Source organism: Cupriavidus sp. 05T313, from assembly GCF_056396665.1.
On record NZ_JBFTLX010000127.1, the window covers coordinates 1 to 19266 of the forward strand.

16 protein-coding genes are annotated in these 19266 nt (G+C 67.2%); 12 read left to right on the top strand and 4 right to left on the bottom strand.

What is annotated here, in order from left to right; translation table 11 throughout:
- Positions 1 to 573 precede the first annotated feature (573 nt).
- The 3 genes from AC1DKD_RS24525 to AC1DKD_RS24535 are packed head-to-tail and all read left to right on the top strand — an operon-like array spanning position 574 to position 3199.
- Positions 574 to 2028, top strand: coding sequence for a cytochrome ubiquinol oxidase subunit I (locus tag AC1DKD_RS24525; protein ID WP_477104329.1), 1455 nt, complete (start codon positions 574 to 576; stop codon positions 2026 to 2028).
- Positions 2029 to 2033: 5 nt separating this feature from the next.
- Positions 2034 to 3041 (top strand): cytochrome d ubiquinol oxidase subunit II, encoded by a 1008-nt coding sequence (cydB, locus tag AC1DKD_RS24530; RefSeq protein ID WP_441635789.1) that lies wholly within the window; start codon positions 2034 to 2036, stop codon positions 3039 to 3041.
- The gene (locus AC1DKD_RS24535) at positions 3041 to 3199 is read left to right on the top strand and encodes a DUF2474 family protein (protein WP_276290887.1); all 159 of its coding nucleotides are present in this window, start codon (positions 3041 to 3043) and stop codon (positions 3197 to 3199) included. The genes cydB and AC1DKD_RS24535 overlap by 1 nt, the downstream gene beginning before the upstream one ends.
- Positions 3200 to 3219: 20 nt before the next feature.
- Here the strand turns inward: AC1DKD_RS24535 and AC1DKD_RS24540 are convergent, their stop codons facing one another.
- Complete coding sequence (locus AC1DKD_RS24540; RefSeq protein WP_477112035.1) at positions 3220 to 3984, bottom strand: SDR family NAD(P)-dependent oxidoreductase; 765 nt, start codon at positions 3982 to 3984, stop codon at positions 3220 to 3222.
- Positions 3985 to 4130: 146 nt separating this feature from the next.
- On the opposite strand from AC1DKD_RS24540, the gene AC1DKD_RS24545 reads away from it, so the two are divergent.
- The 9 genes from AC1DKD_RS24545 (at position 4131) to AC1DKD_RS24585 (ending at position 14835) form a co-directional block, all read left to right on the top strand.
- The gene (locus AC1DKD_RS24545; protein ID WP_441635793.1) at positions 4131 to 4727 is read left to right on the top strand and encodes a TetR/AcrR family transcriptional regulator; all 597 of its coding nucleotides are present in this window, start codon (positions 4131 to 4133) and stop codon (positions 4725 to 4727) included.
- A 39-nt stretch (positions 4728 to 4766) separates the two neighbouring features.
- Entirely contained in the window at positions 4767 to 6086 is a 1320-nt protein-coding gene (locus tag AC1DKD_RS24550; RefSeq protein WP_441635795.1) for an MFS transporter, read from the top strand.
- Positions 6087 to 6463: 377 nt separating this feature from the next.
- Positions 6464 to 8494 (top strand): alkaline phosphatase family protein, encoded by a 2031-nt coding sequence (locus AC1DKD_RS24555; protein WP_441635797.1) that lies wholly within the window; start codon positions 6464 to 6466, stop codon positions 8492 to 8494.
- A 26-nt stretch (positions 8495 to 8520) separates the two neighbouring features.
- Entirely contained in the window at positions 8521 to 8706 is a 186-nt protein-coding gene (locus AC1DKD_RS24560) for a hypothetical protein (protein WP_441635799.1), read from the top strand.
- 80 nt (positions 8707 to 8786) lie between these two features.
- Entirely contained in the window at positions 8787 to 10940 is a 2154-nt protein-coding gene (locus AC1DKD_RS24565) for a phosphocholine-specific phospholipase C (RefSeq protein ID WP_477143809.1), read from the top strand.
- Between the two features lie 169 nt (positions 10941 to 11109).
- Entirely contained in the window at positions 11110 to 11979 is an 870-nt protein-coding gene (locus tag AC1DKD_RS24570) for a LysR substrate-binding domain-containing protein (protein ID WP_477143810.1), read from the top strand.
- A 107-nt stretch (positions 11980 to 12086) separates the two neighbouring features.
- Positions 12087 to 12785 (top strand): HAD family hydrolase, encoded by a 699-nt coding sequence (locus tag AC1DKD_RS24575; RefSeq protein ID WP_441635805.1) that lies wholly within the window; start codon positions 12087 to 12089, stop codon positions 12783 to 12785.
- 257 nt (positions 12786 to 13042) lie between these two features.
- Complete coding sequence (locus AC1DKD_RS24580; RefSeq protein ID WP_441635807.1) at positions 13043 to 14077, top strand: M14 family zinc carboxypeptidase; 1035 nt, start codon at positions 13043 to 13045, stop codon at positions 14075 to 14077.
- Positions 14074 to 14835: an alpha/beta fold hydrolase gene (locus AC1DKD_RS24585; RefSeq protein WP_441635809.1), complete on the top strand. Its 762-nt coding sequence runs from the start codon at positions 14074 to 14076 to the stop codon at positions 14833 to 14835. Before AC1DKD_RS24580 ends, AC1DKD_RS24585 begins: the two co-directional genes overlap by 4 nt.
- A 58-nt stretch (positions 14836 to 14893) precedes the next feature.
- On the opposite strand, the gene AC1DKD_RS24590 is transcribed toward AC1DKD_RS24585, so the two are convergent.
- From AC1DKD_RS24590 to AC1DKD_RS24600, 3 genes are all read right to left on the bottom strand, one after another.
- Positions 14894 to 17062 carry a sensor domain-containing protein gene (locus AC1DKD_RS24590; RefSeq protein WP_441635811.1) on the bottom strand — a complete coding sequence of 723 codons (2169 nt, stop codon included), beginning with the start codon at positions 17060 to 17062 and terminating at the stop codon, positions 14894 to 14896.
- A gap of 147 nt (positions 17063 to 17209) precedes the next feature.
- On the bottom strand, positions 17210 to 17938 hold the full coding sequence (locus tag AC1DKD_RS24595; protein ID WP_441635813.1) for a DsbA family protein: 729 nt from the start codon (positions 17936 to 17938) through the stop codon (positions 17210 to 17212).
- A gap of 48 nt (positions 17939 to 17986) precedes the next feature.
- Positions 17987 to 18895, bottom strand: a complete 909-nt coding sequence (locus AC1DKD_RS24600) for an MBL fold metallo-hydrolase (protein WP_477112036.1) — start codon at positions 18893 to 18895, stop codon at positions 17987 to 17989.
- Positions 18896 to 19266 lie beyond the last annotated feature (371 nt).

The window sequence follows — 19266 nt, forward strand, 5'->3', positions numbered from 1 at the left end:
GGATTGCTCGGGGCCCTGCAGATGGTTCCACTGATCTCCCTGGTCGCAGCCGCCGTGTTCTTCATCGCCAGGCCGCGCTACCTGCGCGACCTGCGGCTTGCCGAAGCGCGCAATGAGGCAGAGCGCAGCTGCGCCTGAAAACGCACCCCGCCGCTCGCTATGGCGAGCGGCGCCGCGCCCCTCTCCGGCCGTCTTGCCGGCAATTCTGATCCGGTCTTTTTGTCGCCGGTTGCTTCTGTTATGTTCCTCGCACTGCCGGTAACATGCTCTCCATGGCATGCGCCCGGCGCGAAACGCACAAAATGCGCAACACGCAGGATCGGGCACCGTGCCCAATCTCCCGGCAATGCTCATGGACATCCCCGCTTCAAACCTGCCCGCCCGGTCAGGCCCCGCCAAGGCCGCGGCACCCCGCCGCCAGCCGATCCATCCACCCAGCACGAAAAATGCGACTTCCAATACGCTCGCCGGGTGGTCTACTCTAGTGACTTGTGCTGCTGCTGCGCGCCGCGGCAAGGCCGCTCCCAGACTGGCAAGCCAGGCCCGCCGGCACAGCTTCATGGAGGTCACGATATGTTCGGCTTGAGCGCGCTCGACCTGGCACGGATCCAGTTCGGCTTCACCATTTCCTTCCATATCATCTTTCCCGCCATCACCATCGGCATGGCGAGTTACCTGGCGGTGCTGGAAGGCTGCTGGCTGCGCACCCAAAATACGGTCTACCGCGACCTCTATCATTTCTGGTCCAAGATATTTGCCGTCAATTTCGGCATGGGCGTGGTGTCCGGGCTGGTCATGGCTTACCAGTTCGGCACCAACTGGAGCTTCTTCTCGGACTTCGCCGGCAGCGTGACCGGCCCCCTGCTCGCCTATGAGGTGCTGACCGCGTTCTTCCTGGAAGCGGGCTTCCTCGGCGTGATGCTGTTCGGCTGGAGCCGGGTCGGCCCCGGCCTGCATTTCTTCGCCACGCTGATGGTGGCGGTCGGCACGCTGATCTCGGCCACGTGGATCCTGGCCTCCAACAGCTGGATGCAAACTCCGCAGGGATTCGAGATCATCGACGGCCGCGTGGTCCCGGTGGACTGGCTGGCGGTGATCTTCAACCCGTCTTTCCCGTACCGGCTGGTGCACATGAGCGTGGCGGCATTCCTCGCGACCGCGCTGTTCGTGGGCGCCTCCGCCGCGTGGCACCTGCTGCGCCGGCGCGACAACCCGGCCATCCGCAAGATGCTTTCGATGGCGATGTGGATGCTGCTGATCGTGGCGCCAATCCAGGCCGTGATCGGCGACATGCACGGCATCAACACGCTCAAGCACCAGCCGGCCAAGATCGCCGCGCTCGAAGGCCACTGGGAAAACCGCGGCGACGAAGCGCTGCCGCTGATCCTGTTCGGCTGGCCCGACATGAAGCGCGAGGAAACCCGTTTCGCGGTGGAAGTCCCGCGCCTTGGCAGCCTGATCCTCACCCATACCTGGGATGGCCAGATCAAGGGACTGAAGGAGTTCGCGCCGGAGGACCGGCCCAACGCCACCATCATCTTCTGGTGCTTCCGCATCATGGTGGGGCTTGGCATGCTGATGATCCTGCTCGGGCTCTGGAGCCTGCTGCTGCGGCGTGGCGAAAAGCTCTTCCACTCCCGCGCCTTCCTGCGCATGGCGCTATGGATGGGCCCGGCGGGGCTGATCGCGCTGCTGGCGGGCTGGTTCACCACCGAAATCGGGCGCCAGCCCTGGGTGGTCTACGGCGTGATGCGCACCGCCGACGCGGTCTCGCCGCACGGCGTGCCGGAACTGGCGTTCTCGCTCGCGCTGTTCGTGGTGGCCTATTTCTTCGTGTTCGGCGTGGGCATCGCCTACATGATGCGGCTGGTGCGCAAGGGCCCGGTCATGCATGAAGGCGACCCGGAACCCGATGGCGGCCACGGCGTGGAAGGCACTCCGGCGCGCCCGCTGTCCGCCGTGGACGATCCGGGCGATGTGCCGGACGCCGTGGCCTCCGCTAACCGTCTGGCCGATCGCAGGAGCTGATCATCATGGGCATCGACCTTTCTCTTATCTGGATCCTCATCATCTTTTTTGGCGTGATGATGTATGTGGTCATGGACGGCTTCGACCTTGGCATCGGCATGCTGTATCCCTTCGTGCCGGACCGCCATGACCGCGACGTGATGATGAACACGGTGGCGCCGGTGTGGGACGGCAACGAGACCTGGCTGGTGCTGGGCGGCGCGGGGCTGCTGGCCGCCTTCCCGCTGGCTTACTCGCTGGTGCTCAGCGCGCTCTACCTGCCGCTGATCTTCATGCTGCTGGGGCTGATATTCCGCGGCGTGGCGTTCGAGTTCCGCTTCAAGGCCAACGACCGCGAGCGCCACGTCTGGGACAAGGCGTTTATCTGCGGCTCGCTGATGGCGGCCTTCTTCCAGGGCGTTTCGCTGGGCGCGTATATCGATGGCATCAAGGTCAGCGGGCGCAGCTTTGCCGGCGGGCCGCTGGACTGGCTGCAGCCCTTCCCGCTGTTCTGCGGGCTAGGCGTGGTGGTGGCTTATACCGTGCTGGGCAGCACCTGGCTGATCGTGAAGACCGAAGGCAAGCTGCACGAGCGCATGCTGGAACTGACCGGCAAGCTGGCCTGGGTGCTGCTGGCGGTGATCGTGGTGATCAGCATCTGGACGCCGATCTCGCAGCCGCGCATTGCCGAGCGCTGGTTCAGTTTCCCCAACCTGATCTGGTTCGCGCCGGTGCCGCTGCTGGTGGCGTTCGCCATGTACCGGCTGATCCGTTCGTTGCAGCAGCATGCCCACCTGGCGCCGTTCATGTACACGCTGGCGCTGGTCTTCCTGGGCTATAGCGGGCTGGCGATCAGCGTGTGGCCCAACATCGTGCCGCCCGACATCTCGATCTATGCCGCTGCCGCGCCAGCGCAAAGCCAGGGCTTTGCGCTGGTGGGCGCGCTGTTCATCATTCCCTTCATCCTGATGTACACGGTGTGGTCGTACTACGTGTTCAGGGGCAAGGTACGGCATGGGGAGGGCTATCACTGATGGCGGCGACGAACCACGGCGGCCGCGCGCAGCCGCCCAAGCCATGGCTCAAGCGGGTTGGCTGGCTGTTGCTGATCTGGGTAGCCAGCGTGGCGGCGCTGGGTGCGGCGGCCTTGCTGTTGCGCCTGCTGATGGGGCTGGCGGGCATGCATAGCTGAGGCGRCCCGCCGTCACGCCGTCACGCGGAGAGACCACCGTCCACGCCGATGCTCTGCCCGTGGATAAAGCGGCCGGCGGGTGACGCCAGCAACACGGCCAGGCCCGCCACATCCTTCGCCTCGCCGATACGGCGCATCGGAATGCCGGCGGCGAGCCTCGCTTCCTGCTCCGGATTGCCCCACAGCGCCTCGCGCGAGAACTCGGTGCGCACCGGGCCGGGGTTGATCGCATTCACATTGATGCCCTTCGGCCCCAGCTCCAGCGCCAGGCTGCGCACGGCCCCGTCGGTGGCTGCCTTGGTGATGCTGTACAGGCCGAGCATGGCCGAGCCGCGCTTGGCCGCAATGCTCGACATAAAGATGATGGCGCCGTCGCCGCGTCCGATCATCTGCGGGGCCAGCGCATTGACCAGCACAAGGTTACCTCGCACATTGCCGGCCATGGCTTGCTCAAACTCTTCCGGACCCTGGCTCAGCAGTGACCCGGCCACGCCGCTGCCCGCCGCGTTCAGCACCAGCGCGTCCACGCGGCCGTAGGCGTCCAGCGCTTGCCTGGCAAACGCCTGGATGCTCTCCAGGTTGCCGATATCGCAAGCGATGCCTTTGGCCTTGAACCCCTCGCCTTGCAGCGCCGCGGCTACCGCTTCGGAAGCCGCCTGGTCGCGGCCGGACACCACCAGCGCGGCGCCGGAGGCACCCAACGCACGCGCCATTTCCAGGCCCATGCCCTTGGTGGAGCCGGTGATGACGGCAACGCGGCCGGTGAGATCGAACAAGTTCTGCATGATGATTCTCCTGAGGGAAAGTCAGCGCCGCCCGCATCGGTGATGCTGTCGGCCGCACCAATTTAAATGATGCTCAACATCTATTGAATAAATTATGGGTATCATCTAAACTCCGGTCAAGCAAAGTTTTGGCAGGAGAGACAAACATGGCGCGTGCATCACGAGAGCAGGCAGAGAAGCACCGGGAAGCCATCGAGCAGGCTTCCTCCAGGTTGTTTCGCGAACGCGGACTGAACGGCGTGAGCGTGGCGGAACTGATGGCCGGCGCCGGCCTCACGCACGGCGGCTTCTACGGACACTTCTCGTCGAAGGACGCGCTGGCCGCGCAGGCGAGCAAGCGCGCCTTCGAGGAATCCGCGCGGCGCTGGACACGACGCATCGAGCGCGCCGAAGGTGACAAGGGCGTGATGCGCGCCAACCTGGTCGAGCCCTATCTGACCAAGGCGCATTGCGCCAGCCCCGGCGATGGCTGCGCGGCGGTGGCCCTGGCCAGCGACATTGCCCGCGAACCGGCTGACAAGCCGGTGCGCCAGGTCTATATCGATGGCTTCAGGCAAATGGTCGAAGACTGGATGAAGACGGTCGACCACGAAGACCCGGCCGAGCGGCGCAAGCTGGCGCTGGCGCAACTCGCCACGCTGGTGGGCGCGATGACCCTGGCGCGTGCCACCGAAGGCGATGCCCTGTCCGAAGACATCCTCGCCGCCGCGCGAGAGATGCTGCTGGGCCCGCTGGCGCAATAACGAACACCTCACCAAGACCCCAACGCCTCCGGATATCCAATGTTCGCTCAAGCACTTTCCAGCCGGCTCGACCGGCGTGGCATCCACTACGCGTGGCTGATCGCCGCGATCACCTTCAGCGTGATGCTGACCACCTCGGCCGCGCTCGGCCTGCCCGGCGCTTTCCTGAAACCGCTGACGCGCGAGATGGGCTGGGACACCGACCAGATCTCGTCGATCCTGGCCTTCCGCTTTGCGCTGTTCGGCCTGATGGCGCCGTTCTCGGCCATCCTGATGGAACGCTTCGGCGTGCGCAATGTGGTCTGGGCAGCGCTGGCGCTGATCGCAGGCGGCATGGCGCTGGCCACCGTGGCGACCGAACTATGGCAGTTGTTTATCGCCTGGGGCCTGATGCTCGGCGTCGGCTCCGGCCTGACCGCGCTGGTGCTCGCCGCCGTGGTCGCCAGCCGCTGGTTCAGCGCGCGGCGCGGGCTGGTGATCGGCATCCTGACGGCCAGTTCGGCCACTGGCCAGTTGGCCTTCCTGCCCGTGGCTGCCTGGCTGATCGAGCATATGGGCTGGCGCATCGCCGTGCTGCCGGTGCTGGGGGCATGCGCCTTGCTGGCGGTGCTGGTGTTCTGCTTCATGCGCAACCGACCCGGCGATGTGGGCCTCAGCGCCTACGGCGAAGTGCCCGTGCATGCGCCCGCCGCGCCGGTGCAGGCCAGCGCGCCGCCCGCGCCGCTGACCCTGCGCGGCCCCTTCGTTGTGCTGCGCGATGCTGCCCGCAACCAGACCTTCTGGATCCTGGCCGGCACCTTCTTCATCTGCGGCCTGAGCACCAACGGGCTGATCCAGACCCACTTCATCTCGCTGTGCGCGGACTTCGGCATGGCCGCGGTGCCCGCCGCCGGCGCACTGGCGATGATGGGCGCATTCGACTTCGTTGGCACCATCCTGTCGGGCTGGCTGTCGGACCGCTACGATTGCCGCAAGCTGCTGTTCTGGTACTACGGGCTGCGCGGGCTGTCGCTGTTCTGGCTGCCGCACTCCACGTTCACGCTGTACGGCTTGTCGATCTTCGCCATGTTCTACGGCCTGGACTGGATCGCCACGGTGCCGCCCACGGTGAAGCTGGCCGGCTCCGTCTTCGGCAAGGAGCGCGCGCCGATGGTGTTCGGCTGGATCTTTGCGGCCCACCAGGTCGGCGCCGCCACGGCCGCGTTTGGCGCGGGCCTCACACGCACCCTGCTGCTGACCTATACGCCGGCCCTGTACGCGGCCGGCGCGGCCTGTGTGGCGGCCGCCCTGCTGGCGCTGATGGTCCGGCGCACGGCCACGCAATCCAGCGGCGCGTCCAATCAAACAGCAAAGGCATGAGTTTCGCGGCGCCAGCCGCCGCCGCTGCATTGCCTCCGCCGCCATGACGGGGACAGCGCAGCGCGATTGATGCTCCGCTACGCGCGGCATCCCGGTTTTTCCCCTCCCATCTCCGCACTTCTCCGCTGCCTTCAGAGGCCACCTCCACGGCCGGCTCTTCCTCCAATTCCCGGCTCCCGCCACCCACGCCAGGGTCCGCGCATATGGCGCCGCGCCTGTCGCCTCAAGAATCCAAATAGGCGCATCAGCATTCTTTGCCTCCCTGTCACCCGGGTGACAACCCCTTTTCTTACTCTGCGAACGCGTCGCGGGGAGCGCGATCGGCAGCGCCGGCAATTCGGCGTACCGCTTCAGACAACAGAAAAGAGGGATCGGATATGGCATGGAAACAGCGGGCGCGCATGGCGTGTGGCCTGGCCCTGGCAGGTACGGTAGCGGCATGTGGAGGCGGAGGCGGCGGCAACGACACGCCGGCGACGGCGGCCCCCGAGCAGAGCAACGCGGGGCCGGGTGGCGCCGCCAGCAAGAAGGTGCTGCTGGTCGGTGTGGATGGCGCCACCTACAGCCAGCTGCAGAGCGCAATGGCCCAGCGCAGCCTGCCCAACCTGGCCACGCTGGCGATCACGCCCGCCGCCACCGGTGGCAGGCTCGGCACCACCACCGAGCAGGCTCCGCTCAACGGCCCGAGCTGGGCCACCGTGCTCAGCGGCAGCTGGGCGGACCGCCACGGGGTCACCGACGAYGTGGCCGCGGCGGCCGGCCTGAAGGCGCCCAGCGTGTTCCAGTATTTGCGCGGCGCCAGCGCCACCGCAGGCACAGCCCGGCTGCGCCTTGGCGGCGCCACCAGCGCGCCCCTGCTGCCGGCGCTGCTCAAGGCCGACGTCACCGCGGGCAACCTCGATTCGCTGCGCGACTGCAATGCCGATGACAACTGCGTGACGCAGGAGACCATCAAGCTGGTGCAGTCGGGCTACGACGTGGTCTTCGCCCAGTACACGGCGCCCGATGCCGCGGCCGCCGCGCAAGGCTTCCAGGGCGGCGGCTACGCCACCGCGCTGTCGGGCTTCGATCAGGCGCTCGGCAAGCTGCTGGCGGCCGTGCAGGCGCGCCGCCAGGCCAATGCGAACGAAGACTGGCTGGTGGCCGTGACCACCAGCCACGGCCTGGACGCAACGGGCGCCACCACCACGCTGCCGACAGTGCAGAACCGCACCGCATTCATCGCGCTCAACAAGCCGTTCAATGCGGCGCTGGCCAGCAACCTCCCCCCGGCGCCCGCCAATGCAACCGCGCTCTCGGCACTGCCGACCGAAGCCGACCTGTTGCCGACCGTGCTCGCGCATACCGGCGTGGCGGTGCCTGCCGCCTCGTACAAGCTCGATGGCTCGGCCCTGACCGGCAACGTGGGCGTGCGCGCCTTGAGTTCCGTGGTGGGCGCCTACAACGCTTCGCTGCTGCTGTCCTGGCAGAACCCCACCACCGCCGGCGGCGACATGGCGCTGCTGCGCGACGGTGTGCAGATCGCCACGCTGCCGGCCGGCACCACCGGCTACGAAGACAAGACGCTCAACGCGCCCGCCAGCGGCATCTATCGATTCAACTACACGCTGGTGCGCAACGGCGTGCCCGCCTCGATGCTGGCGCAGATCAACTACGTCAAGCCGATCGTGCTGGCTGACACGCTGCGCAACAACCTGTCCGCTTACTACAGCTTCGAGACGCTGCCGGCAACCGACAGCAAGGGCACTACCGCCATCGGCCCCTGGGTCCCCGGCACCGACGGCGGCTCGCTGGGCGGCGATAACTTTGGCGGCAAGTCGCTCAAGGTCGACTCGAGAATCGATGCCTACCAGCTCACGCAGAGCGGCGCCGATATCGCGCTCGCCCCGCAGTTCACCATCGGCTTCTGGTTCAAGTCCGACTGCACCCAGGGCAACGGCACCGGCGAGCCCATCCTGTCGAACAAGAACTATGTCTCGGGCAGCAATGCCGGCATCGCCCTCGGCCTGTTCGGCAGCTGCGAGATCCGCTTCAACATCGGCAGCGGCGGCAAGCGCGACGACATCCAGGGCATGAAGTTCAGCGCCAACCAATGGGCCTACGTGGCTTTGTCGATCAACGCCACGGCCAAGACCTTCAGCGCCTACATCATCGATCCGGTGCTGGGGCTGCAGAAGACCGAAAACAAGGCCATCGCCAACACCGACGTGACCAAGCTCAACGGTCTCGCCACCAAGGTCTGGGGCATCAACGACGATGCCACGCATGCCTATGTGCCAAACAACAGCGGCGCGCTCAAGGGCGTGATGGAGTTCAACGACCTGGCCATGTGGACGCGCCAGCTCAGCCTTGCCGAGCTGCAGACGATCGCCGGCTCGCGCCAGCCGCTGTCCACGCTCAATCCCTGATTCCTCCCACGAGAGCAAACGTGACCATGAAGCCTTCTATTTCCTTCCTCGCACGGCCAGGCTGGCTGGCGGCACTGGCGCTGTGCGCCGCGCTGGCAGCCTGCGGCGGCGACTCCGCCGACAACAAGCCCGCCGATCCGGCTCAGCCGGCTCAGCCGGCCCAGCCCGGACAGCCGCCCGCGGCCACGCCGCAGTTGCGCTGCGCGCCATAGGGCGTCGATTAGCGCCATATGGCACCCCGGCGCCGACCGGACGTCCGGCACAACCCGAACAGACCAGCCAGAAAACAAAGATGAGCCTTCACAGCAGACGCAAATTCCTCAAGATGGCCAGCGGCGGCACCGCCGCTGCCGCGGCAATGGCCGCCTTCCCGCTGTCGATCCGCCGCGCGCTGGCGATTCCCGCCAACAACGCCACCCGCAGCATCCGCGACGTCGAGCACGTGGTGATCCTGATGCAGGAGAACCGCTCCTTCGACMAYTACTTCGGCACCCTGAAGGGCGTGCGCGGCTTTGGCGACCGTTTCCCGATCCCGCTGGCCGGCGGCCTCAATGTCTGGCAGCAGAGCTACACCAACCGCATCGTCCAGCCGTACCACCTCGACAGCGCGACCGGCAACGCGCAGCGCGTGAGCGGCACRCCGCACAGCTACCCCGACGCCCAGAACGCCTGGGACCTGGGCCGCATGAACAAGTGGCCCACCTTCAAGAACACCCAGTCGATGGGCTACTACACCAAGAGCGAACTGGACTTCCAGTTCTCCCTGGCCGAAGCGTTCACGCTGTGCGACGCCTATCACTGCGGCTTCCACGGCGGCACCAATACCAACCGCCTGTTCCACTGGACCGGCACCAACGACCCCACCGGCGCCAATGGCGGCCCGGTGATCGACAACAGCGGCGACTCCATGGGCGCCTCCACCGGCGGCTATCGCTGGACCACCTATCCGGAACGCCTGCAGACGGCCGGCGTGAGCTGGAAGGTCTACCAGAACATGCCGGACAACTTCACGGACAACCCGCTGGCCGGCTTCGTGCAGTACCGCAAGGCCAACGAGGCGCGCGGCAATGCCTCCAACGGCAGTCCCTACCCGGCCTATACCATCGCCGACGATGTGATCAACCCGCTTATCAAGGGCATCGGCAACACCATGCCGGACGGCGGCTTCCTGCAGGCACTGAAGGACGACATCGCCGCGGGCAGCCTGCCGCAGGTATCGTGGATCGTCGCGCCGGCGAACTACTCCGAGCACCCGGGGCCTTCCAGCCCGGTGCAGGGCGCCTGGTACACACAGGAAGTGCTCAATGCGCTGACGGCCAATCCGGACGTCTGGAGCAAGACCGTCCTGCTGATCAATTTCGACGAGAACGACGGCTTCTTCGATCACGTGCCGCCGCCGTGCGCGCCCGCTTACGACGCCAATGGCGCGCTGGCCGGCAACTCCACCATCGCCACCGACGGCGAATACCATACCGACAAGCATCCCTACGGCCCCGGCCCGCGCGTGCCGATGTATGTGGTCTCGCCGTGGAGCCGTGGCGGCTGGGTCAACTCGCAGGTGTTCGACCACACCTCGGTGCTGCGTTTCCTGGAGGCACGCTTCGGCATCGCCGAGCCCAATATCAGCCCCTATCGCCGCGCCATCTGCGGCGACCTGCTGTCGGCCTTCAACTTTGTCACCCCCAATAGCGCGGTGCCGCCTGCCCTGTCCAGCCTCACCAAGACCTCGGCCGACAGCGTGCGCACGGCGCAGGAAGCCAAGCCCCAGGTCGCGCTGCCCAGCGTGGACTTCCAGAGCGCCAACCCGGCCAGTCAGGAAGTCGGCACCCGGCTCTCCCGCGCCCTGCCCTATGAATTGCACGTGAGCGGCCGCGAGGACCCCAGCGCGCGCGCCATGTGGCTGCTGTTCAGCAATACCGGCAACGCCGCCGCCGTCTTCCACGTCTACGACCGCCTGCACCTGGACCGCGTGCCGCGCCGCTATGCGGTCGAGCCCGGCAAGCAGCTCAATGGCAGCTGGGACGTCTTCACCACCGACAACGGCAAATACGACCTGTGGGTACTGGGTCCGAACGGCTTCCACCGCAGCTTCCAGGGCGACGTCAGCACCGTGACGGCCGCCGGCGGCACCGCGCCGGAAATCCGCGTGTGCTACGACATTGCCAATGCCGCGGTCTACCTGACCATGATCAACACCGGCGCCGCGGCCTGCACCTTCACCGTCACGCCCGCCGCCTACCGCGAAGACGGCCCCTGGACCTTCGAGATCCCGCCGGGCAAGCAGCTTGACCAGCACTGGCCGGTGGGCCTGCAGGGCAACTGGTACGACTTCGTCGTCACCACCACCCAGGGCAGCTTCAGGCGGCGCTTTGCCGGCCGCCTGGAAACCGGCGCCGACGGAGTGTCCGACCCCGCGCTGGGCAAGCCCGCACGGGCAGTGCCCTGAGCGAAGCCGGGCGGCGGCAGGGGCACCTGCCACTGCCGCCGCCCGTGCCGTCCATCCCTTGCGCCATCGCGCCGCCGTGCCAACGGCGGCGCGATGGCGCGTTGTCACATGAATTGTCATAAATCGCCGCTAGACTGGCGCGCTTGCCTTATTCCCACGGAAATCCCCCATGCTCGGCGACCTGCTGACGACGTTTTATGAAGTGGCGCGGCAGGGCAGCATCACCACCGCCGCCAAGCAGTTGCGCGTGAGCCAGCCCACGGTCACCGGCCGTATCCGCCAGCTTGAAGAGAACTATGGCGTTGAGCTGTTCTACCGGCGCGCCGGCCGGGTCGACCTGAGCGACGTCGGCGTGGCCCTGATGCCGGTGGTGGAGCAACTGATGCAACATGAGGGCAGCGCGGATTTCCTGCTGCGCAATGCCGGCAACCTGCATCTGGGCCATCTCCGCATCGGCGCCACCGGGCCCTATTACATCCTGAGAAGCGTGGCCGCGTTCCGCGAGCGCTACCCCGCCATCGAGATCAGCATCGAGATCGGCAACTCGCAGCAGATGCTGGACGCGCTGTTCGAGTACCGCATCGACGTCGCGGTCTCGTCGCACGCCGTCGACGACGATCGACTGGCCCGCATCACCCTGGCCTCCGATCCGATGGTGCTGGTGGTCAACCAGGGCCATCCGCTGGCACGCGCGCCCAGCGTCAGCCTGGCGCAACTCGCGTCCTGCCACCTGCTGGTGCGGGAGCACGGCTCCATGACGCGCAAGRCCACCGAGACCGCGCTGGACAACGCCGGCGTGCCGTTGCCCGCCAGCACCGTGATCGGCAGCCGCGAAGCCATCTGCGAAGCGATCCGCCAGGGTCTCGGCGCCAGTGTGGTCCCGCTCGGTGAAGTCCCGCGCGACCCGGCGCTGTGCGTGGTGCCGTTCGCGAGCGACCCGCCCGTGCTGCACGAATATCTCTACTGCCTGCAAGGGCGCACGCACACGCGCCTGATCGGCGCCTTCCTGGAATCCCTCGCGCCGCGCGCGGCCGCGTAGGCGCGCACGAAATCCGCCAATAGCGATATTGGAATTCTTGCGCCGCGCTTCATCCCCAGGTCATTGCCGGTACGCATGCTTGCGGCTTTTCCGACCGGAGACGGCGCATGTCCTGCCTTGCCTTGTTTGACCTCGACCACACCTTGCTACCGCTGGATAGCGAATATGAATGGGCACGCTACCTGGTGGAAGTGGGTGCCGCGGATGCGCGCGACGTCGATGCCAACAATGCGCTGTGGCTGGCCGAGTACAGCGCCGGACGCCTCGATTTCCACCGCCATGCGGGCTTCGCCCTGGGCCTGCTGGCGCGCCATCCGCGCGCGCGCCTGGAAGCCTGGCGCGGCGGCTTCATGCGCGACGTGATCGCGCCGGCCATCCGGCCCGAAGCGCGCGCCCTGCTGGCGTCCCACCGCGACGCCGGCGACCTGTGCTGCATCGTCACCGCCACCTGCCGTTTCGTCACCGAGCCGATTGCCCAGGCGCTGGACGTGCCCCACCTGATCGCGGTGGAGGCCGAGCGCGGGGCGCAGGACGAATTCACCGGCGCCGTCGAGGGCGTGCCGAGTTTCGGCGCGGGCAAGATCGAGCGTGTTACGCAGTGGCTGGGCGCCCTCGGCATGGCCTGGGACCAGTTCGGGCGCACGGTGTTCTACAGCGATTCGCGCAACGATATCCCGCTGCTCGAAGCCGTCAGCCACCCGGTGGCCACCAACCCGGATGCCGCGCTGCTCGCCCTGGCGGGCGTGCGTGGCTGGCCGGTGCTGACGCTGTTCGCACCGCCGGTGCCGGTCCTCGCATCGGCCTGACAGGCGGCACGCGTCACGGGGCTTTCACATTACCGGGGGATGATGGCGGGCACGCTTTTATATCCGGACCGGCGCCAGCGCCTATATTGGCGTTAGCGATCATGATGATCGCATCGCCCCAGCCGGCCGCGCCTGGTTTGCCTGGCCGGCACAGATACCAAGGAACCGCTCTCGCCCATGTCCGATTGCCCGTCCCGCGTCAAACCCGCCGCTTGCGGCCCCGGCGCGGCGCGCCGGTCCCACTGACGCCGCCGCGCATGGCGCAGTCACCTACCGCCGACGATGGCCTGGCTGAAATGCAGCAACTGGAGGCCATCCTGGAAGCTGGCGCCGGCCGCCTGCACGCCTGCCGGGTGGGCGAGGCACAGGCACGCGGCCAGCGCTTCCCGCTCTACACCGCCAGCATCGGCTCGAACGATCCGAACGCCCCCGCCATCGGTTTCTTTGCCGGCATCCACGGGCTCGAGCGCATCGGCACGCATCTGCTGCTCGACTATATGCGCATGCTGCTGTGGCGCCTGGAGTGGGACGCGTTGCTGGAGCGCCAGCTGCAATCGGTGCGGCTGTTGTTCATGCCCATCGTCAATCCGGGTGGCATGTGGGCCTCCACGCGCGCCAATCCCAACGGCGTGGACCTGATGCGCAACGCGCCGCAGGACGCGGTCGGCCGCGTGCCGCTGCTTGCCGGCGGGCAGCGCGTGGGGGCATGGCTGCCGTGGTACCGCGGCAGGCGCGGCGCGCCCATGGAGACGGAGAGCGCGGCCGTGCTGCAAGTGGCGGCGCAGCAATTGCAGTGCCGCCCCCTGAGCTTTGCGCTGGATTGCCACTCGGGCTACGGCTGGGGCGACAGCATCTGGTTCCCCTACGCGCGCACCGCCGCGCCGATGGCGCACCTGCCGGAGATGTTCGCCCTGAAGACCATGTTCGAGCAGGCGCATCCGCACCACGGCTATGCCTTCGAGCCGCAGAGCCGCCAGTACCTGCTGCACGGCGACCTGTGGGACTGGGCCTACGACCACACGCCACCCGGCAATATCTTCCTGCCGATGACGCTGGAGCTGGGTTCGTGGCTGTGGATCAAGAAAAATCCCCGCCAGTTGTTCTCGCGCCAGGGCATCTTCAACCCGGTCAAGGCGCATCGCACCGCGCGCGTGCTGCGCCGCCATGCCAACCTGCTCGATTTCCTGGGGCGCGTAGCCTACGCGCCAGAGCGCTGGCTGCCGCAAGGGCAACGCCGGGAGGCACTGCTCGAGCTGGCGACGGCGCAGTGGCAAGACGGCAAGCCCCGATGAGCGACTGGATCCTGCTGCGCGGCCTGACGCGCGAGACACGCCATTGGGGCGCCTTGCCGGGTGTGCTGCAAACCGCCGCCGGCATCAGGCCCATCGCCATGCTCGATCTGCCGGGCAACGGCGTGGAGGCAGCCGGGCGCGCGCCGGCCAGCGTGGCTGCCATGGTGGAATTCATGCGTGAACGTGCCCGCGAGCGGGTGCTGGCCCCGCCCTACCGGCTGCTGGCAATGTCACTGGGCGCCATGGTGGCGGCGGAATGGGCGCGGCGCCATCCGGGGGAGATCGGGGCACTGGTGCTGATCAACACCAGCATGCGGCCGTTCTGCGCGCTGACGGAACGCCTGCCGCCGCGCAACTGGCCCGCACTGCTTGGCATGGCGCTGCGCTGGCACCAAGCCGCTTACTGCGAGCGCACCGTGCACCGGCTGACTTGCAACACCAGCGCGGCACGCGCCGCCGATGTAGCCGCGTGGTGTGCGATTCGCACCAGCGCGCCGGTAAGCCGCACCAACGCGCTGCGCCAGCTGTGGGCCGCGGCGCGTTATGAGGCCGCGTCCACGCCGCCGGCCTGCCCGACGCTGGTGCTGTCATCGGCGGCGGACCGCCTGGTCGATCCCGCGTGCTCGGCGCATCTCGCCGCAGCCTGGCACGTGCCGCACCGCCGCCATCCCTGGGCGGGCCACGACCTGCCGCACGACGATCCGGCGTGGCTGGCCGCCACCATGGCCTGGTGGCTGGCGAGCGGAGGCGTGCGTTAGCGGGGCATGGGGAAAAGACGCCCCGGGGCTGCCCGCGCGCCCCGTGCAGCGCCTGGGGCTACGATGCTGCCGCGGTTGCGCCATGCCCGATCACGGCATGGACACGACGGAAGTATTCAAGAGGCTGCGGGCGCCCGAGCAGGAATCCCTGCGCCTCGTCGCAGCCTTCGGCCAGCAGCAGGCTGAGCTGCTCGTCGGTCTCCACGCCTTCGGCCAGCACCGGGATCGCCAGGCTCTGGCCCAGGGCGAGAATGGCGCGGATGATGGCCTTGGCCTGCTGGCTGCCGGAAATCTCCGCGATAAAGGTGCGGTCCAGCTTGATCTTGTCGAAGGGGAAGGAGCGCAAGGTATCCAGCGAGGAGTACCCCGTGCCGAAATCGTCGATGGCGATGGTAACGCCCAGCGCCTTGATGCGGCGCAGGATGTCCAGCGCCCGATCCTTGTCGCCGATGATGGTCGACTCGGTGATCTCGAGTTCGAGCCTGCCGGCAGCCAGCCCGGTTTCCTCCAGCACGTGCGCCACCATGGTGACCAGGTTGCCGTGGGTAATCTGCACCGGAGACAGGTTGACGGAGATCTTCCTTGGATAGGTCCACTGCGCGGCCTCCCGGCACGCGGTACGCAGCACCCACTCGCCGATTGGCAGGATGGCGCCGCACTCTTCGGCCAGCGGAATGAAATTGTCCGGCGGAATCAGTCCCCGCTCCGGATGGTGCCAGCGCAGCAGCACCTCGCAGCCGATCACCTCGCCGCTGGCGATGGCAGTCTGCACCTGATAGTCCAGCACGAACTGGTGCGCGGCGATGGCGGTCCACAGCTCGCCGGCGAGCGCGCGGCGCTCGCGTTCCGCCTCGTCCATCCGGCTCTCGTAGAAGCAGATCGACTCCGACAGGCTGCCCTTGGCGCGATACATCGCCAGGTCGGTGTTGCTGACCAGCTGGTCGCGATGGGCCCCGTCGCCGGGGAAGATCGCGATGCCGATGCTGGCGCCCGTGGTCAGGTCGAAGCCGTCTAGCCGCACAGGTTCGCTCAGGCAAGTCACCAGGCGGGCGGTAAAGTCGCTCAGCTCGGCCTGCCGCTCAAAGCGCTTGACCGCGATAAACTCATCGCCGCCGATGCGCGCGATGAATTCACCCGCCTCCAGCTGGCCGGCAATGCGCCCGGACACCGCCTTTAGCACCGTGTCGCCGGCCGCATGGCCATGCAGGTCGTTGATCTCCTTGAAGCGATCCAGGTCGATACCCAGCGTGGCCACCTGGCAGCCCTGCTTCTGCGCACGCAGCAGTTCTTCATCCAGGTAGTCGTTGAAATAGCTGCGGTTGGGCAGCCCGGTCAGGCCATCGTGGCGCGCCATATGATGGATCTTGGCTTCGATGCGGCGCTGCTCGGTAACATCCTCGCAGGTGGTGACCCAGGAGCCGTCGGCCATGGCGCTGTGCGACAGCGCCATGGCGCGTCCGTCGGGCAGCGCCTCCACGCTGCGCCAGTGCTTGTGGCGGCGCAGGATCTCGCGGTGCCGCTCGTAGAGCGCCTGCGCGTATTGCTCGCCGCGGCCATCCGGCTGGCCTGCCTCGGGCTGCGCATCGCCGCCGGGGAGGCCCGCCAGCGCGCCCGGCGCCGCGGCTTCGCTCTCGTGCGCGCCTGCCATGGTGCGGCACAGGGTGAGGAAATTCGCGCCAGGCGCAAGCGCCTTGCCGGCGCCCTGGAAGACCTCCTCCATCCTCCTGTTGGTCAGGATGACGATGCCCTCCGGATCGAACAGGCATAGCCCCTGCGACATATTCTCCAGCGCCAGGTCGAGCTTGCGCGTCACCTCGGCAATGCGCTCGGCATCGGCCTTTTGCTGGGTCATGTCGCGCGTGACCTTGGCATAGCCGATCTGCTTGCCGGTGCGATCGAACATCGGCGTGATCAGCACGTGGGCCCAGAAGCGGGTGCCATCCTTGCGCATACGCCAGCAGCCCTCGGCCACGAAACGGCCCGTCTCGCGCGCCAGTTGCAACGCTTGCTCGGGCAGCCCGGAGTCACGGTCCTCCGGGGTATAGAAGCAAGAGAAATGCGCGCCCAGGATTTCATCCTGCGTATAGCCCTTGGCCCGTTGCGCACCGGCATTCCAGCTGCTCACGCTCCCCGCGGGGTCCAGCGCGTAGATCGCGTAATCAGTCACGCCGAGCACAAGTGTGCGAAAAAGTTCGGTCTCGCCGGGAGGGCCTTGGATGTGAAGCATGTAGGGTGCATGTGGAGGGCCGATGCCGCCGCGCGCACCCTCCACCTCCGCAAGGAGGACAGCCTGCGCGCACGTGGGCATCGACGGAACCGGCTCGGCCGGCGTGCCGGGACATCGCTACCTATAACGGCAAGCCGGGTCCGAAATTTACCCTTGCCCCGGCAAATCGCAGCCTTGCGCGTCGCAAGCCGGGCCGCCCGCGCCATCCGTGCCACCCGCCCCCTGCTGCGCGACCGCACGGGCAAGGCTGTCCTGCCATGCGGCCGCGTCGCCAAGATACGGACCCACGTCGAGCACGGCAAAGCGTCCGTCCCCGCGTTCGAGCGCGAACGTGGGAAAGCCCTGGCCGCCCAGCCGGTTCAGCAACGCACGGCTGTCGGCCATATGCGCCTGCGTTTGCCCCGCGCCAATGTCCAGGCAGAGATCGGCGAAACGCTGCGGGTCCAGTCCGGCTTGCACGGCCACGTCGCCGAGCACATGCGCATCGGCGATGCGCCGCCCCTCCACGTAGTGCGCGTGCTGCAGGCGCGCCAGCAAATCGGCGGCAGCCTCCACGCCGCCCATCGATTGCGCCGCCAGGATCGCGGTGGTCGGCGGCGTGGAGTCCATCACCGCTTGCTCGTCGCGCAGCAAACCCTCGAAATAGCGCTCGCCGAACGGCTGGCCCGTCAGCGCCGCGATACGCCTGTCATGCGGCATCACGTAGTCGCGCCATTGCGGCGAAATGCGGCGCCGGTTCGCGCCCGTCATCATGCCGCCGCCGTGCAGCGCCAGTGCCAGCCCGGGCACCGCGCGCGCGGCGCGCACCAGCGGCGCGGCGCCGTAGCACCAGCCGCACAGGGGGTCATAAATGTAATGCAGGGTGAGGCCGGACATGATCGATGCGTTCCCGTGACTTGTCGTGTTCAATGCGGCGCGCCGCCGTTATTTTGCAGGCCAGGTCATCTCGCCCTTGATGACCCTGGCGCTCAGGTCGAGCGACTCCACGCCGCCCAGCTTCGGATAGTGCTGCTGCATCGCCGTGCTCAATGCCTTGGCATCCGACGCCTTTGCCGCCTCGCGCTCGAACGTGCGCAGGTAGTCCCGCGTGAAACGCACCGATGCCAGCGTCTGCGGCGCCTCGTCCAGGAAGTGCCCCGGCACGACCCGCGCCGGCTTCTTCGCCTCGATGCGGCCGAGCATGGCAATCCATTGCTGGCGCGAAGCAGGCGTCTGGGTATCGGCAATCCAGACATGGCTCTTGCCGAAGACCACCACACCGCCGGCCACTGTCTTGAGCGCCGGAATCCACACCACGGTGCGGGCCGGCGCCGGACCATCCAGGCCCAGCACTTCCAGCTTTTTGCCTTCGAGCAGGATGGTATTGCCGGCCAGCGGCTCGGGCAACACCAGCGCCCTGGGCGCATTCTCCTTCAGGATCGGCGACCAGTAAGCCTGCTTGCCTGCCATGGAAGCCTGGATCGCCGCCACCGTCTGCGGCGTGGCGACGATCTTCGCCGCCGGAAACGCGGCCTTGATCACGTCCAGCCCGAAATAGAAATCCGGGTCGCTGTGACTGATATAGACGGTGGTCAGGTTCTTGCCGCTGGCCCGGACCCGCTCGACCAGCGCCTCGGCATCGTTGCGCTGGAACTGCGCATCGATCAGCACCGCGTCGCGCGCGCCAGTGACCAGTTCGGAGGAGACCGGGAAGATGCTGTTGGTACCGGGGTTATAAACCTCCAGCTTCAGCGCGGAAGCGGCAATGGCGGGCGCGCCGCCAACGAAGCCCAGGCACAGTGCAGTGGCGGCCAGGCCGCGTAAGAAACGGGTCAGACTAGGATTGAAGCGCATGAAAGGTCTCACGTTGCAGGAAATCAAGGAAAACGCGAGCTTAAGTTGCGCCGGTCGATACAAAAACCCCATAAAATGATCATATTTGTTGCATATATCGATCAAATAAACGATCGACCATCCCGAGCCTAGTTGCGGCCTGAATCCCAAGCCCCGCTTCGCGCAACACGCCCCGGCAATAGTTCGGTTCCAGCCGTGTGGAGCGCCCGCAAGGGCGGGCCACACCCCAACGCGATGCGAAGCGAGCCGTGTAGGTGTACCAGGCCGTATGGGGCGCCTCGGGATCCGGTGAAAAGAGCGGAAAAGAGGGACCCATGTTTGAGTATCGCCTTAAGGCGATGCGAGTTTGGGTCCCGGCCGCTCTTTTCGCC

Bases quoted from the DNA above. Each gene is read 5' to 3' on its own strand.
- AC1DKD_RS24525 (WP_477104329.1), top strand. From the start codon at position 574: ATGTTCGGCTTGAGCGCGCTCGACCTGGCACGGATCCAGTTCGGCTTC.
- cydB (WP_441635789.1), top strand. From the start codon at position 2,034: ATGGGCATCGACCTTTCTCTTATCTGGATCCTCATCATCTTTTTTGGC.
- AC1DKD_RS24535 (WP_276290887.1), top strand. From the start codon at position 3,041: ATGGCGGCGACGAACCACGGCGGCCGCGCGCAGCCGCCCAAGCCATGG.
- AC1DKD_RS24540 (WP_477112035.1), bottom strand. From the start codon at position 3,984: ATGCAGAACTTGTTCGATCTCACCGGCCGCGTTGCCGTCATCACCGGC.
- AC1DKD_RS24545 (WP_441635793.1), top strand. From the start codon at position 4,131: ATGGCGCGTGCATCACGAGAGCAGGCAGAGAAGCACCGGGAAGCCATC.
- AC1DKD_RS24550 (WP_441635795.1), top strand. From the start codon at position 4,767: ATGTTCGCTCAAGCACTTTCCAGCCGGCTCGACCGGCGTGGCATCCAC.
- AC1DKD_RS24560 (WP_441635799.1), top strand. From the start codon at position 8,521: ATGAAGCCTTCTATTTCCTTCCTCGCACGGCCAGGCTGGCTGGCGGCA.
- AC1DKD_RS24575 (WP_441635805.1), top strand. From the start codon at position 12,087: ATGTCCTGCCTTGCCTTGTTTGACCTCGACCACACCTTGCTACCGCTG.
- AC1DKD_RS24580 (WP_441635807.1), top strand. From the start codon at position 13,043: ATGGCGCAGTCACCTACCGCCGACGATGGCCTGGCTGAAATGCAGCAA.
- AC1DKD_RS24585 (WP_441635809.1), top strand. From the start codon at position 14,074: ATGAGCGACTGGATCCTGCTGCGCGGCCTGACGCGCGAGACACGCCAT.
- AC1DKD_RS24590 (WP_441635811.1), bottom strand. From the start codon at position 17,062: ATGCTTCACATCCAAGGCCCTCCCGGCGAGACCGAACTTTTTCGCACA.
- AC1DKD_RS24595 (WP_441635813.1), bottom strand. From the start codon at position 17,938: ATGTCCGGCCTCACCCTGCATTACATTTATGACCCCCTGTGCGGCTGG.
- AC1DKD_RS24600 (WP_477112036.1), bottom strand. From the start codon at position 18,895: ATGCGCTTCAATCCTAGTCTGACCCGTTTCTTACGCGGCCTGGCCGCC.